This window comes from Parabacteroides sp. AM58-2XD (assembly GCF_003463685.1).
In the GTDB taxonomy this organism is placed as follows: domain Bacteria; phylum Bacteroidota; class Bacteroidia; order Bacteroidales; family Tannerellaceae; genus Parabacteroides; species Parabacteroides segnis.
Genome location: NZ_QSDP01000024.1, coordinates 36,232 through 57,623, shown reverse-complemented (window position 1 = coordinate 57,623; position 21,392 = coordinate 36,232). Strand labels below are relative to the sequence as shown.

The following is a 21,392-nucleotide window of genomic DNA, read 5'->3' as shown; positions in this document are numbered from 1 at the left end:
ATTAAAAAATGATTGAGAGAATATCAGAGAAACATCACATTCAGTTTAAACAAAAATCGTATTAATAGTAAACAAACATGAGCATCATTTACAAACCAAGAAAGATGGTATGCACCATCCCCGGCAAAGAAAAAACAGGTTACTTTGCTGCAAAAGCGGTCTCTTCCACAATCGACCTGAACAATTTATGTTATCGCATCTCCAGTAACTGCACGATCACCTCTGCCGATGTCAAAGGAGTGATCGAAGCCCTCCTGACCCAATTCGAACTGGAGCTACTGAGCGGCAAAAATATCAGGTTCGGAGATATCGGGACGTTCAGCGCCTCAATCACCAGCGATATTGTTGAGAATAAAGAAGATTTGAAACCTCAGAAGGTCCGCATTAAGACAGTTACGTTCCTCCCGTCTACCCGGTTGAAAAATAAACTGAAAACAAAAGCCCGGTTCATGCGGTTACGCGATTTTAACAGGAAATACAATGGAGTAGACGAAGAATAAACAAAAAAATACATATCTTTGCTTCCGACAAATCAATGGTTTCGTGGATTTATTCCTAAAAAAAGCCGATGAAATATGACGAAGAACACACTAGTATTATTTCTTTTATTTTTATTTCCATATCTATTCCAATCTGCCAACAGTAAAAATACTTCCCCTTATTTTTTTACACAGATTGGGGTAGAAGATGGATTAACACAGGGTACCGTTACCAATATCTATCAGGATACGGACGGATATTTGTGGTTAGGAACCCAGGGAGGATTACACCGATATGATGGATACGAGTTCAAGGTGTTCAAAAATAATCCGACTGACTCCTGCTCATTAACAGATAACAACGTACTCGATATCGGAGAAGATAAGAATAAGAATATCTGGGTGATTACAGATAACGGCGTGCATAAAATCACACATCAAACAGGAAAAATCAAAAGATATTATGTAAAAGAGACCCGATTCATGCATTGCTGCATGCTCAGTCAAAGCGGAGACTTTTTCCTTGCCGGAGAAAAATTCATCTATCAATACAATGAGCAAGGCGATTCGCTTGTTTTTAAAGACTGGCTGTCATCCACTCCTATCGCTTCGAATATAAAAGGACTTCAGGAAGATGAAGAAGGGAATCTTTATATAGCAAGTTCATCAACCGGACTTGCAGTCCTGAACAAACAGAGGGAAGTCATACGTTTTTACCAACATGAACCGGAAAATCCGTCTTCGCTGATAAAAGGAGCGATCCGCAGATTATTTACCGACAGCCGGAAAAGGTTATGGATACTTTCCGAAACAGCCGGAATCTGCTATCTTGATAAAGAAAACGAACGGTTCGTCCATCTGAATACGGATAACTCAGCTTTAAGCAGCAATGTTGTCCGTGCAATAGCCGAAACCGATTCCAACACCTTATTGCTCGGAACCTTTTCCGGACTGAACAGGGTAGATATGCAGACATTAAAAGTCACTCCCTATAAATTCAATCCGGATGAACCCGGTACATTAAGCTATTATTCCATACACAGTCTCCTGAAAGATAATACAGGTGCATTATGGGTAGGAACCTGGAAGGGACTGAATTATTACAGCCCGGTCAGAACACAGTTTTACCGGATCACGCCCCGTGAATTTACCGGATTATTAGGAATGGGCAAAGAAGACAGTGACGGAAATATCTGGTTCGCAACTGAAGGAGCCGGACTTTTTTGCTATAATCCAAACACGCAAAGCCAGCAATTTTATCCTAAAAAGTCTCCTTACAAAAACAATTACAATTCAAACATCTTTAAATCACTACTTATAAAAGGCGACAGCATTATCTGTGCTACGAATCTGGGATCCGTTTATCTGTTTTCACGTAAACGGAAAGATTATCGCCTACTCTATGATTACCAGTATGGAGATATTTATACTCTACTGAATGACAGTAAAGACAGACTATGGATCCCGACAAATTCCAAAACAGGATTAGTGCTTATCGATAAAGGCGAACAGATCAATCAGTTCAAAGTAGACGGAAAAAGCAGAAAATTCTTTTTTGTTACAGCAATAAAAGAAATAGAGCCGGATGTTTTTATTATGGGTACACTCAGCCAGGGACTCCATAAATATGATATGAAGAAAGAGACACTTAAAACGATCTCTTCGGCAGAACTGAACCTACCCGAAAACGTGAAGCCGGGAACTGTCAGTACGATCCTGACCGATTCATTACAAAATATATGGGTTTCATTTTTTGGCTATGGCATCTTTCGTTTTGACCGCGACCTCAACCTGATCAAACATTATACAGTTGAAGACGGTGTAACAGATGGCTATATCTATTCAATGGTAAGCGACCGGAACCAATCTTTATGGGCATTATCCGAAAATGATTTATATTGTTATAATGCAGAAAAAGATTGCTTTGCTCCCATCCGTAACGAAAGCCACCGGGCATTGGAATTTACGTTACATGCAGGAACGACCGACACAAAAGGTACTCTTTACTTTCCCGGAAATAAAGGCATATTATGTTTTACCCATCCCGGATGGAGAAAAACACTTATATCCCTCCCGTATATCTGACAAGCCTATCCATAAATAATAATCCGGTAGAATTAGGGGACACTCAATCCCTCCGGTTAAAAGCGGATGAAACCAATATAGCAATCGGATATACGGCTCCAGACTTTATCTCACCTAAACAAAATCAATATGCCTATCAAATGGAAGGGGTAGAAAAGGAGTGGAACTATGTAAGGGGCAGAAGGGTCGCTTATTATAGTAATCTCTCCCCTGGTACTTACAATTTCAAAGTAAAGGTCTCAAACAGTGTAAATTTGTGGAATCCACAGGAAGCTTCCCTAAGCATCACAGTCACCCCTCCCCTTTACAAAACATGGTGGGCTTACATCTTGTATATCATCACAATAGGTACTATTATATGGAAGTTTATATACCATCAGAAAGTACGTCACGAACTGGAAAGCAGTATCCGCTTCAAACAGCTGGAACAGGAAAAAATGAAGGAATTACACGAGGAACGTATGAGATTATTTACCAACTTCTCACACGAACTACGCACTCCTTTAACACTTATCATCAATCCGCTCGAGGATATGTTGCGCCATAGTTCCTTCTCTACGGAAGTCAAAAACACGTTGCAACTCATGCGTAAAAACACACAACGTCTGCTCTTACTCGTTAATAATCTGATGGATGTGCAAAAATATGACTCACAGAAAATGGTACTTCAAAAAGAAAAATTCGATCTATCCGTGTTCGTTCAGGAGTTATATGAGTTATTCGTCCCGGTAGCAAAAAACAGGAATATCACTTTTACCCGGAAAAATGAATTGCCGGTAGATTATTGTGTTTATTATGATCGTCAAGAAATTGAAAAAGTGCTGTTTAACTTACTTTCAAACGCCTTTAAGTTCACCCCGGAAAAGGGAACAATTGAAATTATATTGTCTGTACTTTCAAGCGAAAATGACATAGTTCGTGTGAAACTATGTCAAAATCGGCATCTATCAGAAGACTACTATTTACACATACAAGTATCTGATAATGGGGAAGGTATCACATCTGAAGATATTGAAAAAATCTTCCAGCCATTCTACCGATCTTCACAAGATTTACATCATCAGATTGCAGGTTCGGGTATCGGACTTAGTTTAGCACGTTTCATAGTAGAACAACATAGTGGAATAATCTGGGCGGAAAACATAGTACCAACCGGAACATGCATGCATGTTTTACTTCCTCTCCCCGAAAAGCCAGTAAGTAATCCGGTCAAACAGACAGAATCCTCCCCCCTGATGAATGTGCAGGAGTTTATTCCTTCCGAAAAAAAAGAAACACCGGTTATCTCACAAACATTGCTTTTAGTAGAAGATAATAAAGATGTGCTGGATTATCTGGAAAAACAATTTGAAAATGAATATAAGGTGCTGAAAGCAGAAAACGGAAAAGAGGCACTTACACAAATAGCCATAAAAATACCCGAACTGATTGTCAGTGATGTCATGATGCCCGAAATGGACGGACTTGAACTGTGCCGTCGGATCAAGCAAAATCCGCAAACAGCCCATATACCGGTCATTCTATTAACAGCCAAAACAATGCCTTCGCAAATCACCGAAGGATATAATGCCGGAGCTGACGATTATATCATAAAGCCATTCGATATAGGCCTATTGCAGACACGTGTGCGGAATTTGCTGACTTCACGAATACAGATACGGAAAAAATATGAGAAAAAGATCGATCTGAATGAACTCGGAGTCAAAACATCTCCGCTTGACGAAGAGTTCCTGAAACAATATACAAATATTGTGAAAGCAAATTTCTCCAACCCGAAACTCGATATCGATATGATCTGCAAAGAAATCGGTATGAGCCGCGCAAACTTCTACCGAAAAGCGAAAACACTTACTTCCCTCTCTCCGGCTGAGATGATCAAAAATCTGCGTCTAGAAGCGGCAGCCCAGATGTTGCGTGAAACAGATTTAAGTGTCAGTGAAATTTTGGAAAAAGTAGCATTCAGCAGTAGCGGATATTTTGCCTCCTGCTTTAAACAAGTCTACGGAATGCCTCCAAAGGAATACCGAAAAGTTAATTCGACAGGAAAATCAATGAGTTGACACAAATCTTACCATCATTGATATGAAATTAACCTTTCATGTAGGATAATACGGACAATTTTGCCCTCGAGTTAATTAATAAGAGTTAACCATTCATTAATATTATTCTATATGAAGAACAAAGTTTTAATTATGCTGATGGGCTTTTTCCTTTTTGCCCATCAATTGTTCGCCCAGGACGTAAGTGTGTCCGGTAACGTAAAAGATGAAAAAGGAGAAGCTTTGATTGGGGTTTCCATCCAAATAAAAGGAACCCCCACTGGTAACATCACCGATATAGACGGTAACTTTACGCTTTCGTCTGTGCCCGCAAACGGCGAGTTGGTATTCTCTTACATGGGTTACGAAACCCAGACTATTCCGGTAAAAGGAAAATCAGTTATTAATGTAGTATTGAAAGAAGACTCACAGGCCCTCGATGAAGTGGTCGTAGTCGGTTTCGGTACACAAAAGAAAGTTAATTTAACTGGCGCTGTCGCTTCAGTCGGTGCTGAAGTATTGGAAAACAAACCGGTAGCCAATGTCGGTCAGGCATTACAGGGGGTTGTTCCCAACTTGAACGTGTCGGCAACGAATGCATCACCAAATGCAACTCCTTCTTTTAATGTACGTGGTGGTACGTCTATCGGTTTAAAAGAAGGTAAAACAAACGAATGGGAAGTCAAGAACGGTAGCCCGTTGATCATAATCGATGGTATTCAAGTGGATGCTGATTATCTAAACCTGATGAACCCTAGCGATATTGAAAACATTTCTGTATTGAAAGATGCTTCTGCTTCTGCTATTTACGGTGCACGTGCGACTTACGGTGTTATGTTGATCACGACAAAATCCGGAAAAAACGATTCCAAAGCGACTGTTACATATAACATGAGCCTGCAATGGAACACTCCATCGCATACGCCGGACATTCTGAATTCTTATACCCACCAATTAGCAGCCAACAAACAAACTGAAATGACAGGAGGAACAGTGACTCCTTGGATGGAAACATTATTAGCTGCCAAAAAGAAATACATAGAAAATCCCAGTCCTGAAAATGCATGGATCTACAATGAAGGAAGTACAACCAATATAACATGGGTTGCCAATATGAATCCATACGAAATAGGAGTAAAAGACTGGACTCCTCTGCAACGTCATAATTTGTCGATCAGTGGCGGATCTACAAAAACACGCTATTATATATCTTTAGGATATCAACGCCAAGAAGGTATGTACAAAATCAACACGGATATTCAAAATAGATACAACATCAACATGAACTTAAACTCCAAAATCACAGACTGGTTTGATGTTGCTTCTAAAATATCGTTCAACACAAACAACTACAACGAACCATACATGAACCCGCAAAAAGGTAGTGTATGGAGTGCCATGAAAAACGAACCGGGACGAAATATAAATATGCCCATCATGACAGGCCCTAACGATCCGATACCCGACGCTTATACGGATAATATTCTAGGATGGCTGGCATACGGAGCCACACAGGAAACCAAAAAGACAAACACAGTATTCAGTGTGACTCCAACAATCACTTTCTGTCCAGAATTTAACATAAAGGCCGAGCTCTCTTATCGCCCGACAGAATACTTCCAGAAACGATTCATCCCTGTCCGCAACTATGTAGTAGATGCATGGCGTACGGTTAATACACATACATCACCTTCCAGCGTAAGGGAAGAAACCAGGCATTCGGATTACTATACAATCAATGCCTATGCCAATTTCAATAAATCTTTCGGCAAACATAATGTTTCAGCCATTGCCGGTTTCAACCAGGAATGGTATAAATACCGTATGAATTGGGGAGAAGCAGAAGAAGTCATCACCAATGACCTGCCGACTATCGGTATGACCAGTGGTACCCAATATGCAAGTGACGCTTTTGAACATTGGGCCATCCGGGGTGCTTTTGTCCGTGCCAATTATGACTATCTGGGACGTTACCTGTTTGAATTCAGCGGGCGTTACGATGGTACTTCCCGTTTTGGTAAAGATACCCGTTTCCAGTTCTTTCCATCTTTCTCGGCAGGTTGGAGAATTTCGGAAGAACAATTCATGAAAAATACACATAGCTGGCTGGATAACTTGAAGATCCGCGGTTCATGGGGTTCATTGGGTAACCAAAATGTAGCTAACTATGCATACATTGCCAGTTACGGAGCAGCAAACTACATTTCATGGGTAATGGACGGCGAACAACTAAAAGGGATGAATCCGACTGGACTTATCGCCAGAGATTTAACGTGGGAAACAGCCAAAACACTCGATTTCGGAGTTGATATAACAACTTTAAACGGTCGGTTGGATGCCACTTTTGATTGGTATACACGCCGCACAACCGATATTTTGATGAACGGGACTAAATTGCCGGCTGTTTTAGGTGCTACTGTCCCCAAGCGTAATACGGGCGAATTAAAAACGAACGGCTGGGAATTAAGCCTGAAATGGAAAGACCGGTTAAACAACGGCATACGTTACGATGTTGGTTTCGTATTATCAGACTACCAGTCGGAAGTCATTCATTTCTCCGGCAACCCCAACTCTTTGCTGTCCACCCTGTACGACGGAATGAAAATGGGAGAAATCTGGGGGTATGAAACCGTTGGCATATTGCAGGAAAACGACTTCACTATCGATGAAAACGGTAAATATATTTTAAACGGCCCTTCTCAAAATAAAATTGCCGGTAGCTGGTATCCGGGTGATATAAGATATGCCGATCTGAATAACGACGATGAAATCTCAACCGGAGATAATACACTTGAAAACCCTGGCGACCGTAAAATCATAGGAAACTCCACACCGCGTTTCCAATATGGTATTACCGGTAATATTTCTTGGAAAAACTTCGATTTGAATATCTTCTTCCAAGGAATTGGGAAAAAAGATGTATGGATCAGCGATAATGCCTTCTGGGGTGGTTCCAGTTCTGCCGGTAACTGGGAGATGTTGAACAACTCATGGACTCCGGAACGTACTAATGCCAAATATCCGATGTATGCCGGACGAGGACAGAACCAACAAGTTCAAACAGGCTACCTGTTTAACGGGGCTTATCTTCGCTTGAAGACATTGGCATTGGGTTATACCCTGCCTAAAGCATGGACCAATAAAGCGAAATTGTCAACCGTACGTTTAAGCCTTTCGGGTTACAACCTGTTTGAAATCACACAGATACCGGATACTTTCGACCCGGATCAGATATCATCAGCTTATCCGATGATGCGCTCCGTAGCTTTCGGTCTGCAAGTTGGTTTCTAATTAATAACAGCTATCAAATATATTATAAAAATTATCGATTATGAAATTCAGTTTTAAGAAATACATATTTGCACTAGGTCTCACTTCAATGCTGTTACCGAGTTGCAACAACGATTTCATGGAGCGTTATCCGCTGGATGAAATCACTGACGAAAGTTTCTGGAAAACAGAAACTGACCTCAAATTAATGTTAAACAGTCTTTATCCGCTATACATCATCGGTCATGGAAGTGGTTGGTCAGATAGCAAAACACCGGTATTGAACGTTGTTGGTAGCCCGTTAATGTATGGTGATGTGTATTCAGACAATTGTGTAAAAACAGGAAATGAATTCAGAAGCATGGCCGGTGAACTTGTTGTACCGACAGGGGCAAGTAAAGACAACGGATGGAACTGGGAAAACCTACGAAAAATAAATTTCTTTTTGGCTCGCTACGAACGCGCCGACCTTAGCCAAGAGAAAAAAAACGCGTATGGCGGAGAAGCTTATTTCTTCAAAGCATGGGAATATTACCAAAAAGTACTCTTTTTCGGTGACGTACCCTGGTTGACATACGATCTGACCGAAGCTTCCGAAGAATTATACGCACCGCGTACCCCACGTACCGAAGTGATGGACTCTGTCCTTATGTGCATCAACAAAGCAGTTGAATGGTTGCCGGAAAAAGCAAATCAAGATTCTGAACGCTTAAATAAAGACCAAGCAAACTTCCTGAAAGCACGCATCTGTTTGTTCGAAGGTACATTCCGCAAATACCATACGGAGTTAGGCCTACAAAACAGTGCCAACAAATATTTGGAAGAAGCCGTTAAAGCTTGTGAAGCCTTATTAGGTAAATATGCTCTTTACAAAAACGGAGAAGAAACCTACTGGAAAATGTTTGCAACAACAGATTTATCCGGAAATCCGGAAGTTATACTGGCACGTAACTATTTAGAAAACAAAGTAGGTCATGCCGCACAACGCTATTACCAACAAAACAATTCAAACCGTCAATCCATGGGAGCTTCCCGTGGACTTGTCGACGAATACTTGTGTATCGACGGTCGTCCTATCTATATTAGCGGAAATGAAGGAAACTACGAAAAGAATCCGAATTTCTTAGGATATGGAAAATGGACAGAACTGGAAAACCGTGACCCGCGCCTGACACAAACCATTTGTCGACCGGGAGAACACGTAACGATTTACCAAAGTGGCGTTGTTGATAAAGAGAAGAACGGTATTACGTACCCAGGATTGAATTACACCAGTAGCGGTTCTACTGTAACAGGCTATCGCGTTATCAAACACTGGATGGGAGATAAAGTGGAAGAAGACCGTACAACAAAGGGTATCCAGGCTGCTATCGAGTTCCGTTACGCCGAACTGCTGCTGATATATGCGGAAGCAAAATACGAACTGAACGGGACATTATCTCAATCTGACGTTGACTTGACAATTAATGCGCTTCGTGAACGTGCAGGATTTGATTTCAACAAATACCCGACAGCTAAACTAATCGTCGGTCAAGAACCTGCAGACCCACGCTTGGATAAGATCTATACAAGCAAACTGGATTATACCGTTTCTCCGTTGTTGCGCGAAATCCGCCGCGAACGCCGTATTGAAATGGCTATCGAAAACCGTCGTTATGAAGACTTGATGCGTTGGAAAGCCGGTAAACTACTGACTGTTCCTTTCCGTGGTATGCATTTCACCTCTGTACAGGACTTATACGATGGGTCACATACATCTAAACCGGAAACTGCAGTAAAAGTAGAACTCGGTAAAACAGTTTTCGCAGATCAGGACGGTTTCATCATCTGCTACCCCAAAAGCCCGTATGCAAATACAATAAAAGGAACACTACCTTGGGATGACTACCGCTACTACTGGCCTATCCCGAAAGAAGAATTGGTTATGAACGAAAACTTAGTTCAAAACAAAGGTTGGGAAGACAAATAATTTTGATACCTACTTAATATTGTAAAGAGGCTATCCGATAATTCGGATGGCCTCTTTTCTCTTCTGAAAAAACATATGCCTTTTCCACCCTCATTTCCTCCTTCCGAGATAATAGTGATCGCATTTGATACAATTTTATATGTTCCCGTACACAATTTAGGCATACATTTGTTTTGTACAATTGAAATAGAATAACTTTAACATATCATGAACATGAAATATAAAGCATATTTATGCTCTTTCCTGTTAACCTTCCCTATTCTGGGTAAGGCTTCAGTCGAAGCTGATTCGTTGCGTCAGGTACAAATAAGCAGGCTGCAAGAGCAAGTCAACTGGGTAAACCCGGAAGCTATACGCGCTTATCTGGACGATACAAAATTATCCTTGGGAGACAAAGCAACCGGACTCTATCAAAAGCTGGAAGAACTGGAAACGCTACTTCCCCGGGTAAACCGGCATTTATCTGAAGACACCACCCGGCAGACCATTGTCGAAGCAGAAAAACTGCTCGCCCTCAAACGGGAAATCATACTGGCTAATCCGCTGCTCGACATAGACAAAATCCTGATAGCCCGTTATCGCCTGGGGAATAAGGCACGCAAAGCGATGGGACCGTCGCTCGGGACCTCCATTGCCAACTATAATTCTTTATTTTCCAGCCGCCGGAAAGGATATAATGCAGAAATCAGCCAGCTTTCAAATCTTCGCGGGGATATTCAAAGTAAAACGATCTATAAGCCGGAAGCGGATGTGCCCATCTCAGATATACAACTGCATTGGGATGCAGACCGGCTGTTGTTCTCCTCCCTTAATGAGAACCGCCAGTGGCAAATCTATGAAATAAACACAGACGGAACGGGCCTGCATCAAAAGTAGTTGCCGACGAACCGGACCTCGAATTTTGCGACGCCAACTACCTGCCGGACGGCAAAGTGGTGGCCACCTGTAATATCGGTTATAACGGTGTCCCTTGCGTACATGGGGACGATGTCGTTGCCAACCTCGTTTCCTACGATCCGGAAACAAAAAATATCCATCGCCTGACATTCGACCAGGACGGAAACTGGGCGCCGATCGTCATTCCGAATGGCCGCCTAATGTACACCCGCTGGGAATATACCGACCTGACACATTATTTCTCCCGCATTGTTATGCACATGAATCCGGACGGGACAGAAAACAAAGCACTCTACGGAAGCGGTTCCTATTTCCCGAACAGTACGTTCGACATGAAGCCGCTCTCCAAATACAACAGCCGTTTTGTCGGTATCATCTCCGGCCATCACGGAACAGCCCGTTCAGGCCGGCTGATTATTTTTGATCCGGCCAAAAGCCGTAAAGAAGAAAAAGGAATGGTCCAGGAATTACCTTTCAGCAAACGCCCGATCGTCCCGATCATCAAAGACGAACTGGTGGAAGGTGTATGGCCACAGTTCATGAAGCCTTATCCTTTGAATGAAAAATATTTCCTGGTGGCCTGCAAACCCGGCCCCGACGCACTTTGGGGAATCTATCTGGTGGATATATTCGATAATCTTACCCTGATCACCGAGCAGGAAGGCGAAGGCCTCACCGCCCCTATCCCATTGAAAAAAACGGAAACACCTCCTATCATCCCGTCGAAAATCAAACCGGAAGAGAAAGAGGCTACCGTATTTATACAGGACATCTATGAAGGTGAAGGCACGCAAGGCGTCCCGCGGGGAACAATCAAATCGCTCCGCATCTTCGCCTACGAATATGCCTATATCCTCGCCCCTTCCGACCATGATGCACAGGGTATTCAGAGCGGATGGGATATTAAACGTATTCTCGGTACCGTACCTGTCGAAGAAGACGGTTCCGTCATGTTCAAGATACCGGCCAACACACCTGTCTCTATCCAGCCGCTGGATAAAAACGGGGCCGCTATCCAATGGATGCGAAGCTGGCTGACCGGTATGCCCGGCGAGATTGTCTCCTGTACGGGTTGCCATGAAGATCAGAACACGATCGCCATGCCTAAACGCACAATCGCCTCCACTATCCTCCCGCATAAACTGGAAATGCCCGAAGGAGGCGTCCGCCCGTTCACCTTCCGCCTGGAAGTACAACCGGTACTGGACCGCAACTGCGTATCCTGCCACAACGGAACCATCGCCCAGCCGGATTTCCGGAAAGACCAGATGGTCACCTATAAACGTGGCGTCCTGACAAAGCTGGAACGCCATTACGACCAGAGTTATCTGAACCTCCACCCCTACGTGTACCGCCAAGGACCGGAATCGGATATCTATGTGCTTCGCCCTTACGAATATTATGCGAACAACAGCGAACTGATCCGTATCCTGCAAGCAGGTCACCACGGAGTGAAAATACCGGCAAAAGACATGCAGACCTTATACACCTGGATCGACCTGAATGCCCCCTATTTCGGAGCATTCACCCAGCTGGACCTGAAAAAGGAAGCTCCCCAAAACCAGGTAGAACGCCGCATGGAACTGTCAGAGAAGTACAGTGGCGTACGTGTCGACTGGCAACAGGAGATTAAGGATTATGCAGCATGGCTAAAAAATAAGGAGAACAACGAAACAGACGGTACTACCGGAGCGACTTCGTCAACCGAAGCCAACGCAGGTACAACCAAGGATAGAAAGAAAGCAAAAACAATTAAAGTCAAAGGTTTCCCGTTCAGCCAGGAAGAGGCCGTAAAGAAACAGGCCGAAGCCTCCAAGTCCCCACATCAGCTAACTGTTGCTCCGGGTATCACACTGGATATGGTCTGGATTCCAGCCGGTACTTTTGCGATGGGTGACAATAACGATCCGTCTGCCTCACCTGCCTTCAAACACAGGTTAAGGAAGGTTTCTGGATGAGCACCACCGAAATCACGAACGAACAATTCGGCGCCCTGTTCCCCGAACATGATAGCCGGTATATCGGTCAGACCTGGAAAGATCATACGACTCCCGGTTATGCCGCCAATTTACCGAAACAGCCGGTAATCCGTGTGAGTTGGGAAGAAGCGAACGACTTCTGTAAAAAGCTGGGAGAGAAAAATCAATGCCGTATCGCCCTTCCGACAGAGACACAATGGGAATGGGCCGCCCGTGCAGGATCGGCCGGTGACTTCTGGTTCGGTGACCGTAAAGCAGACTTCGGCATCTACGAAAACCTGGCAGACAGTACGACTGTCGACCTGGCCGTCACCGGTGTAAATCCCAAACCGATGCGTCCCAACGATCCGATGCGCCAGTTCTGGGACTTCCTGCCGAAAGAGTTGGGAGTCAACGACCACCATCTGATATCGGCCGATGTTGCTTCCATGAAACCGAATCCCTGGGGATTATACGACATGAACGGAAACGTAGCGGAATGGACCCGTTCCGATTACCTCCCCTATCCTCTCAAAGAGAAAACGGAAAAGGTCAAACCGGAACAGAAAGTCGTACGCGGAGGCTCCTGGCGTGAACGCCCGAAGTACTCAACATCGGCCATCCGCAAGGCTTATTATCCGTGGCAACGCCCGTTCAATGTAGGGTTCAGGGTTATTGTAGAAGAGTAGAGTCAATCATATCACCTCCAAATAGCTTCTTCCGTTCCCGGCACGGTTCACACGAATCTGTACCGGGATACGTTCCGTCATCTCCTGTACATGTGAGATTACTCCGATCTTGCGGCCTTGTGTACGGAGGCTTTCCAGAGCATCCATGGCAATCCGGAGGGTATCGGCATCCAATGAGCCGAACCCTTCGTCAATGAAAAGGCTTTCTACCTTCATCCGGTTGGAAGACAGGGAAGACAATCCGAGCGCCAATGCCAGCGAAACCAGGAAAGATTCGCCTCCCGACAAACTGTGCACCGTACGCACCTCGTCGCACATATCACGGTCGATAACCTGTAAAGCCAGCGTTTCAGGCACCCGTTCCAACCGGTAACGGCGGCTCAGGTCACGCAACTGCACATTTGCATAACTTAGCAATACATCCAACGTATACCCCTGAGCGATACGGCGGAACTTGGCACCATCGGCCGAACCTGCCAGGTCATTCAGTTTCGCCCAACGTTCACTCTGCTTACGGCAGGCTTCGAGTTCTTCCTGCTGACTGGCTATCTTCCGTTTGTTCTCGGATTGGGTACGGAGCCGGAAGGCATATTCATTCTTTTCCTGGGTGATACGGGGAAGAAGAAGTTCCAGCACCTCCCCTTCATGAGTCCGATTCCAGGATTCTGACCAGTCGGACAAAGCCTTTTGGCGAACCAATAAATCTTCCGACGCTTTTTCCAGGTCGCGGGCAATCTGATCGGAGATACCCCGCAGCTGGTCGGCAACACCCGACTGCTCCGTCTGAACGGCTTGCAGGCGTTTCAGGCGCTCTTTCAGTTCCTCTTTACGACGGTTGTAATCCTGTTCAACCAGGTCGGCTGGCTTACCGGAAAGCAGTTTAGAACGTTCGACCTGGAGCGCGGTAAGTTCAGAACGGTTCTTGTCGTGACGCAGGGTAGCCTCTTCTACTTCTTTAGTCAGCGAAGGGAGGAAAGAGGCGTACGATTCGCATTCGGCCTTAAGTGCACTCTGCTCCCGTTGCAGTTGTTGCAGCTTTTCCGTATTTTCATGCCACTGGCGGGCAAAGGTGGTTAAGGTATCCCGGAAAGAGTCCGGGTCCTGTTGCCAGGCTTTTTGCCATTCGTCATTCCCGAAAAGGCGGTTGGCGGCGGAGAGGGACTTCTCCAGCGTCTCGCGGCTTTCCACACGAATCGCTTCTTCACGGGTTATCTGCGTCTCAGCCAGTTTCTGGCGTCCCTGAATATCCGTGCGGGATTGTTCAGCTTCCGTCAGTTCCTTATGCAGTTGCAGAAGTTGCCGGCGAAGCTGGTTCAGTTGCTTTTCGCCGGTGGCATAAGACGTTTTACGTTCGGCTAACTGCTGAAGTTGCAATGTAAGCGCAGCAATAAGTTTCGGCATTTCAGAGGCAACCGAATGAGTGACGGCCGGATGCTCCGTGCTGCCGCATACCGGACAGGGGCTGCCTTCTTGTAGTTTCTTCCTCAGTTCCATAATATCACCGCTGGCCGTTTGCCGAGCCTGCTCAACCAACAGGTTCTCACGTTCCACACGAACCGATTCTATCTGTTTGTCAAGGAACTCTATATCTTGCTGCTTCAACTCCTGTTCGAGCTTACTGATGTCCTCCTCCGTCTTCCGGAGAGCAGCCTGTTTATTTCCGGCTGTGCGCTGAACGGTTTCCAACTGAACAATCAGGCGGGCGGCCGTCTGTTTAACAGTCTCTATCGTTTTACCTGATTTTTCCATTGCCTGACGGGCACCGGCAGCAGTATCTAAATGCAGCAACAGAGCGGAAAGCTGTTCTGCAATACTTTCTTTACGTTCATAACGCTTCCGCCAGTCGGTCAAGTGGGCAATCTCGGCCAGGCTTTGTTGTTGTCGGGTCCGGGCGGCTTTCAACTTATCCTCTCCCTCCTTCTGCCGGCGGAGTACTTCCCGCAGGCGGGTTTCCGTTTCTTTCACCGAACGGGTTACCTCATCGAGGCGCACGTCCAGTTTACGGGCTTGCTGCAACTCCTGCTGCAAGGCTTTGAAGTCTGCTTCGGAGCGTTGTTCATCCTGAATACCCTGTTCGTACTCTTTACGGGCGGTATTCAATAGTTCCGTAGCCCGGAGCAGTTTGGCGGCAGCCTCTTTCTGCTGAACCTGCCGGGATTCTATCTGCTGTCCGGTAGATTTAACGGCCTCCTGCAAAGCCTGTTGTTCTGCTTTTGCCTTTTCCAGGGCGAACAAAACGGTTTCCGACTCTTTCAGCCGGGTTTGCAGTTCCTGTTCCGCTTCTTCCGTCAATAATTCGATTCCCTGGATGCGGGCCTGTACCTTATCGTAAGCCTCTTTGGCGACGGCATTCTTTTCAAAAATCAGGCGGGAGATGGAAGAATAAAGTTCCGTGCCTGTCAGCTTTTCAAGCAGCGACGCTTTTTCTCCCTGCTCCGCTTTCAGGAAAGTGGAGAAATCGTTTTGCGCCAGCAGGACGGAACGGGTAAACTGTTCAAAGGTCAGGCCAATCAGTTCTACCGTACGCGCCTGCAATTCCGAACGGGTTCCCTGCTCTTCTTCTTCCTTATCTATATTATATAAGGTAACGCGGGGACTCTGCAAACGTCCGTTTTCCTTGTCGCGGGCACGTCCTACCGACCAGCGCGAACGGTAACGGTGACCGTTCAACGCCAGAAAGTCGACTTCCGCATATCCCGAAGCCGTTCCTCTTCGTAACAGGAAACGGGGGTCGCTCTGGGGAAGCACCTCCTCATTCACATCCCGCAGTCTCACATTATTCTCTTTTGCCTGGTCCGTACGCGGCGTACGGGCAAATAAAGCCAGGCACATGGCATCCAATATCGTAGACTTCCCGGCTCCCGTCGGTCCCGAAATGGCAAAGATTCCGGCAGACAACAAGGGTTCGGCCGTAAAATCAACGTCAAAATCTCCTTCCAGCGAGGCCAGGTTACGGCCCCGTATCGCTAATATCTTCATAAAGAAACCTCCCGCATTACATCGTTGAACAATGATTCGATATCTTCCGGCAACTCGCCGCCATACTTACTGGTAAAGGCATGTTTCAGCATATCCAGCGGGGCGATACGTTGCAGGTCGTTGTAAGACAACGGACGGACCGTATCCGCCTCCTCCCGTTTCGGATAAGACGGGACGATAGAAGTCAGGCGGACCGCTTTATCAGCCAGCGCCTCTTCTACACGGTGGCGGAATCCCGGGTCGGGCTCCGTCAGCAAAACACGCACCTCCACATACGGCCAACGGGCCGGTTCGTCGCCCTCTTCCTGATTAGCAACAGGCAGTCCGGCAAGCTGTTCAACCACCTCCTCCGGCGATGCAGGCTGCTCCGGAATCCGGTGCAAGGTGGCAAACAAAGGGACAGGCAGCGGTTCGACATCCGACAGGCATCCGTTTTCCACCGTAACGGCAACGACCTGGTGACGGTAGTTCGTTTCCGAAAAAGACATCGGCAGCGGACTACCGGAATAGCGCAGGTTCTCCCTGCCTCCTATCCGCTGCGCTTTATGGATATGCCCGAGCGCCGTATAAGCCAGCCCTTCATCGAACGTATCGGAAGAGACGGATTCCAGACCGCCCATAATGATGCGCTCGCTACGGTCGTCGTCCGACAGTTCGGCCCCGGTAGCATGCAGATGCCCCATGGCGACCAATGCCTCACCGGGCTGCCGCCGGGCATCGGCGAAATCATAGAGCTGGCGGTACATGCGGTTTATGCCGGCTATATATGTATCATGCCCCTCCTCCGGAGCCGGATAATCTCCCTGACGCAGATAAGGAACGGCGAGACACCAGCCTTCCCGCTTTTTCTCCTTATTATATAAAGGTATCACCAGGGAATCGAAGTCAATCTCTCCGCTTTCCGTCCGCCGGATAATCCCGACAATGGAGGTATTCAACTCTTCCAGCAAAGGAATCGGAGATTCCAGCCGCGCAGCCGAATCATGGTTGCCGGCAACGACAATAACCTGCAAATGCGGATTGCGCCGGTTCGCCTCTTTCAGGAAATGAAAGAAACGGTGTTGCGCCGAAGCGGACGGGTTGGCAACATCGAACACATCACCGGCAATCAACAGGACATCTGTCTGCTGCTCCGCCAGGGTATCCACCAGCCAGTTCAGAAAGGCATCGTGTTCTTCCTCCCGGTCGTAACCGAAGAAAGTCTGGCCGAGATGCCAGTCGGCAGTATGTATAATCTTTAAAGACATAGTTTGTATATCTTGTTTCCGTTAAAATGAAGATTCAAAGATAAAAGATAATTCAGACATATACAGCCTGGCGGTGACTTTATATAAACACAAAAATAACTGCCGGTATTGCATATCACAACTGGATTCCTTTCATATCACAGTTGGATTCCGTTTGTTTCACAGATGGATTTCTTTTGTATCACAGCTGTGAAACACAAAGAAGATCGGATGAAAACGCCAGTGGCTCGGGAGGTAATCCGTTCTGTCTGCCGGGTAAACGGTTGCATCCCGGCAGACAAATTCAGCTATCTCCCAGGCATTTAGTTCTGTAACCGATAAGTTATAGAATTGTCTTGGTAATGAAAAATAGCAGTAACCGGTTCGTAATCCGGGCACTCTACTTTTGCAGCAACAAAAAGGAACAAATTTATGACAAATTTTACTTCTGACTCGCGTGTAGGGCGTGTACTCCTACTCCCGGCCGGATTATTGGCTTGCAGCTTATTTACCCCTTTTACCGTAACTGCAAAGAATAACATTCCGGTAACAATCTCCCAGCAGGTTCGAACGAAGATACAGGTGAACGGTACCGTTACCGATGCGACCGGCGAACCACTGATCGGAGCGACCGTTCTCGAAAAAGCCAGCGGTAACGGAACGATTACCGACGTCGACGGAAATTTCAGCCTGGCAGTCCCCTCCGACGCCGTATTATCGGTTAGTTACATCGGTTACAAACCACAGGACATCGTAGTCAACGGCAAAACGACTTTCAATGTCGTGCTGGAAGACGACTCCGAGAAACTGGAAGAAGTGGTCGTTGTCGGCTACAGCGTGCAACGCAAGGTGAACCTCTCCGGTTCCGTAGACCAGATTAATGCCAAGCAACTGGAAGCCCGTCCAATCACGAACATTTCAAAAGGTTTGCAGGGAATGGTCCCCAACCTGAACATCGACTTCACCAGCGGTGAACCGGGACAGGCCGCTAAAATCAATATCCGTGGAGAAGCCTCCATCAACGGTGGCAGCCCGCTGATCCTGATAGACGGTGTCGCCTCGGATGCCGAAGAACTGAACCGGTTGCTCCCGGAAGACATCGAAACCCTTTCGGTGCTGAAAGATGCCTCCTCCGCAGCCATCTACGGTGCGCGTGCCGCCTTCGGTGTTATCCTGATAACCACGAAACAGGGTAACAGCGACCGCATCCAGGTAAGCTACAATAACAACTTTGCCTGGAAACGCCCCTCTATCCTCCCTAACAAAACTTCCGACCCTTATATCTACCTGAAACTGAAAAACATCGCCGTACTCAACACTCCCTGGAGTTCCGGCCACGTCGCCAGCGACGAACGCCTGGAGTGGGCACGCCAGCGCTCCGACAACCCCGGAGGGACCGACCCGGTGCGCCTCAACCCGCTCGACGAAACGCAGTGGGAATATATGGGAAACCGCGACTGGACACGTTATTTCCTGGATAAGAATACATTCAGCAATACACACCAGCTATCAGTTTCCGGCGCCACCGAGAAAACGAAGTTCTACCTTTCCGGCGGTGTGGACGATGAGAACGGTATCCTGGCCGGTATCGTAAAGAATGACAACTACCGCCGTTACAGTATGCGGGCCAAGGTCAGTTATAAAATATGGAATTGGCTGACGTTCTCGAACAACACTTCGTTTGTCGCCACCAACCGTATCAAACCAAGTTATCTTTCCAGCCGCGGCGAACCGTATATCGACAGCAACGGTATCCGCCAGAAAGGGAACGGCGACTCGAACATGAGCATCTTCTACGACCTGGCTCCCACCGACTGGGACAAAAATCCGGACGGAACCTGGGCAAACAATGCCGCCGGTATCGCCATGGCCCAGCTGGTTGACGGAGGCGAAGAAACGACCAAATACAACCGCCTGCAAAGTACGTTCTCCGCCGAGATGTCTTTCTGGGAAAAGATGCTGACGGTAAACGCCAACTTCACTTTCATGAAAGGAAACGAAGATTACAACTGGTTCAAAAACAAATATGTAATCGGATACGGGCCGAACGATATCCGCGAGCAGGGCGACAGCAAAGCCTACAAAAGCACGACCAACGATTATTACAGCGTATTGGAACTGTTTGCGACCTTCAACAAGGCTTTCGACAAACATTATGTGACCGGTATCCTCGGTTTCAACCAGGAATACAACCGCTGGAACTGGTACAAAGCCGAACGCGAAGGAATCATTTCGACCTCACTCCCGTCCATCGGACTGTCGTCGGGCGACCAGTTCGTCAGTGAGCAATATGCCGACTGGGCCATCCGCGGGCTTTTCTTCCGTGCCAACTATACGTATGACAACCGTTATATCTTCGAAGTGAACGGGCGTTACGACGGAACATCCCGTTTTCCAAAGGAAAAACGTTTCGGATTCTTCCCCTCTGCTTCCGCTGCTTGGCGCGTGGATGCCGAACCGTTCTTCGAATCTTTCCTTTCGACTGTCAGCCAGTTGAAGGTGCGCGCTTCATACGGTTCGCTGGGTAACCAGCTTGTCGGGGAATACGGTTATATCCCGGCCATGAGTTCACAGCTGGGTAATTACATCATCAACGGCAAATTGCAGCAGGTGGTAACCCCTCCTTCGCTGGTCTCTCCGGATTACACCTGGGAGGAAGTCCGTACCCTGAACGGAGGTCTCGACCTGGCTTTCCTGGATAATAAACTGACAGCCACTGTCGATGTGTACCGCCGCGACACCAAAGGAATGCTTACGCTGGGTAAAGAACTGCCGGGCGTGCTCGGAGCCAGCGAACCGAAAGAGAATGCCGCCGACATGAAAACAACCGGTTGGGAGCTGACAGTAGGCTACCGCGACCAGTTCCAGCTGGACGGCAAACCATTCAATTGGGGTGTCAAATTCATGCTCTCGGATAACCGTTCGTGGATTACCCGTTTCGACAACCCGAACGGGAGCCTGACCCAATATTACAAAGGACAGGAACTGGGCGAAATATGGGGACTGCAAAGCGACGGTTTCTTCCAGAGTGAAGATGAAATCAAGAACCTCGACCAGTCGTCCATCATCCCCTGGGGCGCTCTGGAAATCGTTAACGGATGGCCGAAATACAAGGATCTGAACGGTGACAAGAAAATCACCAAGGGAAGCGTCACCGTAGGCGACCCGGGCGACCTGAGCGTCATTGGAAACTCTTCTCCCCGCTTCCGCTTCGGGTTCAACCTGAATGCCGAATGGAACGGATTCGACCTGTCGGCCTTCTTCCAGGGGATTGCCAAACGCGATTATTATCCGATGAGTTACCTCTATTGGGGATTCTACCAGCAGCCGTATGCCGGCGGTCCCGAACACCTGTTCGACTTCTACCGTCCGACAACCGACAGCGATGTGGATATGGCCAAACACTCACAGTCCTATATCAATGCCGGGCTGGCAAACCAGAATCTGAATGCCCGTTATCCGGTACTCCAGTCATGGCTCGCCGACAAGAACCTGGGCACCGATATCGACCAGTCGATGGGACTGGCTATCCCGCAGACCAACTATCTGCTGAACGGTGCTTACCTGCGTATCAAGAATATCACGCTGGGATATACCCTGCCGTCCGAATGGACCCGGAAGGCGCATCTGAGCCGGGTACGCGTATTCGTCAGCGGCGATAACATCTTCGAATGGAGCGCCCTGAAGAAATACTTCGACCCCGAAGCCGTTACCGACGCATCCAACTACGGTTATGTCTATCCGTTCAACCGCCAATACTCATTCGGCATCAATGTCACATTCTAATCATCAAAAAAAGCA

At 47.0% G+C, this 21,392-nt stretch carries 8 protein-coding genes and 1 pseudogene; 7 read left to right on the top strand and 2 right to left on the bottom strand.

The window, feature by feature from the left end; genetic code table 11:
- The first annotated feature begins 77 nt into the window (after positions 1–77).
- The 6 genes and pseudogenes from DXA15_RS08065 (at position 78) to DXA15_RS08040 (ending at position 13,386) form a co-directional block, all read left to right on the top strand.
- A complete protein-coding gene (locus DXA15_RS08065; protein ID WP_007652569.1) occupies positions 78–500 on the top strand; it encodes an HU family DNA-binding protein in 423 nt (140 codons plus the stop codon).
- 75 nt (positions 501–575) lie between these two features.
- Positions 576–2,564: a two-component regulator propeller domain-containing protein gene (locus tag DXA15_RS08060; RefSeq protein ID WP_128133689.1), complete on the top strand. Its 1,989-nt coding sequence runs from the start codon at positions 576–578 to the stop codon at positions 2,562–2,564.
- Entirely contained in the window at positions 2,528–4,624 is a 2,097-nt protein-coding gene (locus DXA15_RS08055; protein ID WP_158579646.1) for a hybrid sensor histidine kinase/response regulator transcription factor, read from the top strand. Before DXA15_RS08060 ends, DXA15_RS08055 begins: the two co-directional genes overlap by 37 nt.
- Positions 4,625–4,735: 111 nt before the next feature.
- Positions 4,736–7,894, top strand: a complete 3,159-nt coding sequence (locus DXA15_RS08050; protein WP_128133687.1) for a TonB-dependent receptor — start codon at positions 4,736–4,738, stop codon at positions 7,892–7,894.
- A gap of 40 nt (positions 7,895–7,934) precedes the next feature.
- On the top strand, positions 7,935–9,842 hold the full coding sequence (locus DXA15_RS08045) for a RagB/SusD family nutrient uptake outer membrane protein (RefSeq protein WP_128133686.1): 1,908 nt from the start codon (positions 7,935–7,937) through the stop codon (positions 9,840–9,842).
- 207 nt (positions 9,843–10,049) lie between these two features.
- Positions 10,050–13,386, top strand: a pseudogene (locus DXA15_RS08040) (SUMF1/EgtB/PvdO family nonheme iron enzyme).
- 6 nt (positions 13,387–13,392) lie between these two features.
- On the opposite strand, the gene DXA15_RS08035 reads toward DXA15_RS08040, so the two are convergent.
- Both DXA15_RS08035 and DXA15_RS08030 read right to left on the bottom strand, forming a co-directional pair.
- Positions 13,393–16,365 carry an SbcC/MukB-like Walker B domain-containing protein gene (locus DXA15_RS08035; protein WP_128133685.1) on the bottom strand — a complete coding sequence of 991 codons (2,973 nt, stop codon included), beginning with the start codon at positions 16,363–16,365 and terminating at the stop codon, positions 13,393–13,395.
- Positions 16,362–17,612 carry an exonuclease SbcCD subunit D gene (locus DXA15_RS08030; protein WP_128133684.1) on the bottom strand — a complete coding sequence of 417 codons (1,251 nt, stop codon included), beginning with the start codon at positions 17,610–17,612 and terminating at the stop codon, positions 16,362–16,364. The genes DXA15_RS08035 and DXA15_RS08030 overlap by 4 nt, the downstream gene beginning before the upstream one ends.
- 411 nt (positions 17,613–18,023) lie before the next feature.
- Between DXA15_RS08030 and DXA15_RS08025 the strand changes: the two genes are divergently transcribed.
- Positions 18,024–21,377, top strand: a complete 3,354-nt coding sequence (locus DXA15_RS08025) for a TonB-dependent receptor (protein WP_128133683.1) — start codon at positions 18,024–18,026, stop codon at positions 21,375–21,377.
- Positions 21,378–21,392: the final 15 nt, after the last annotated feature.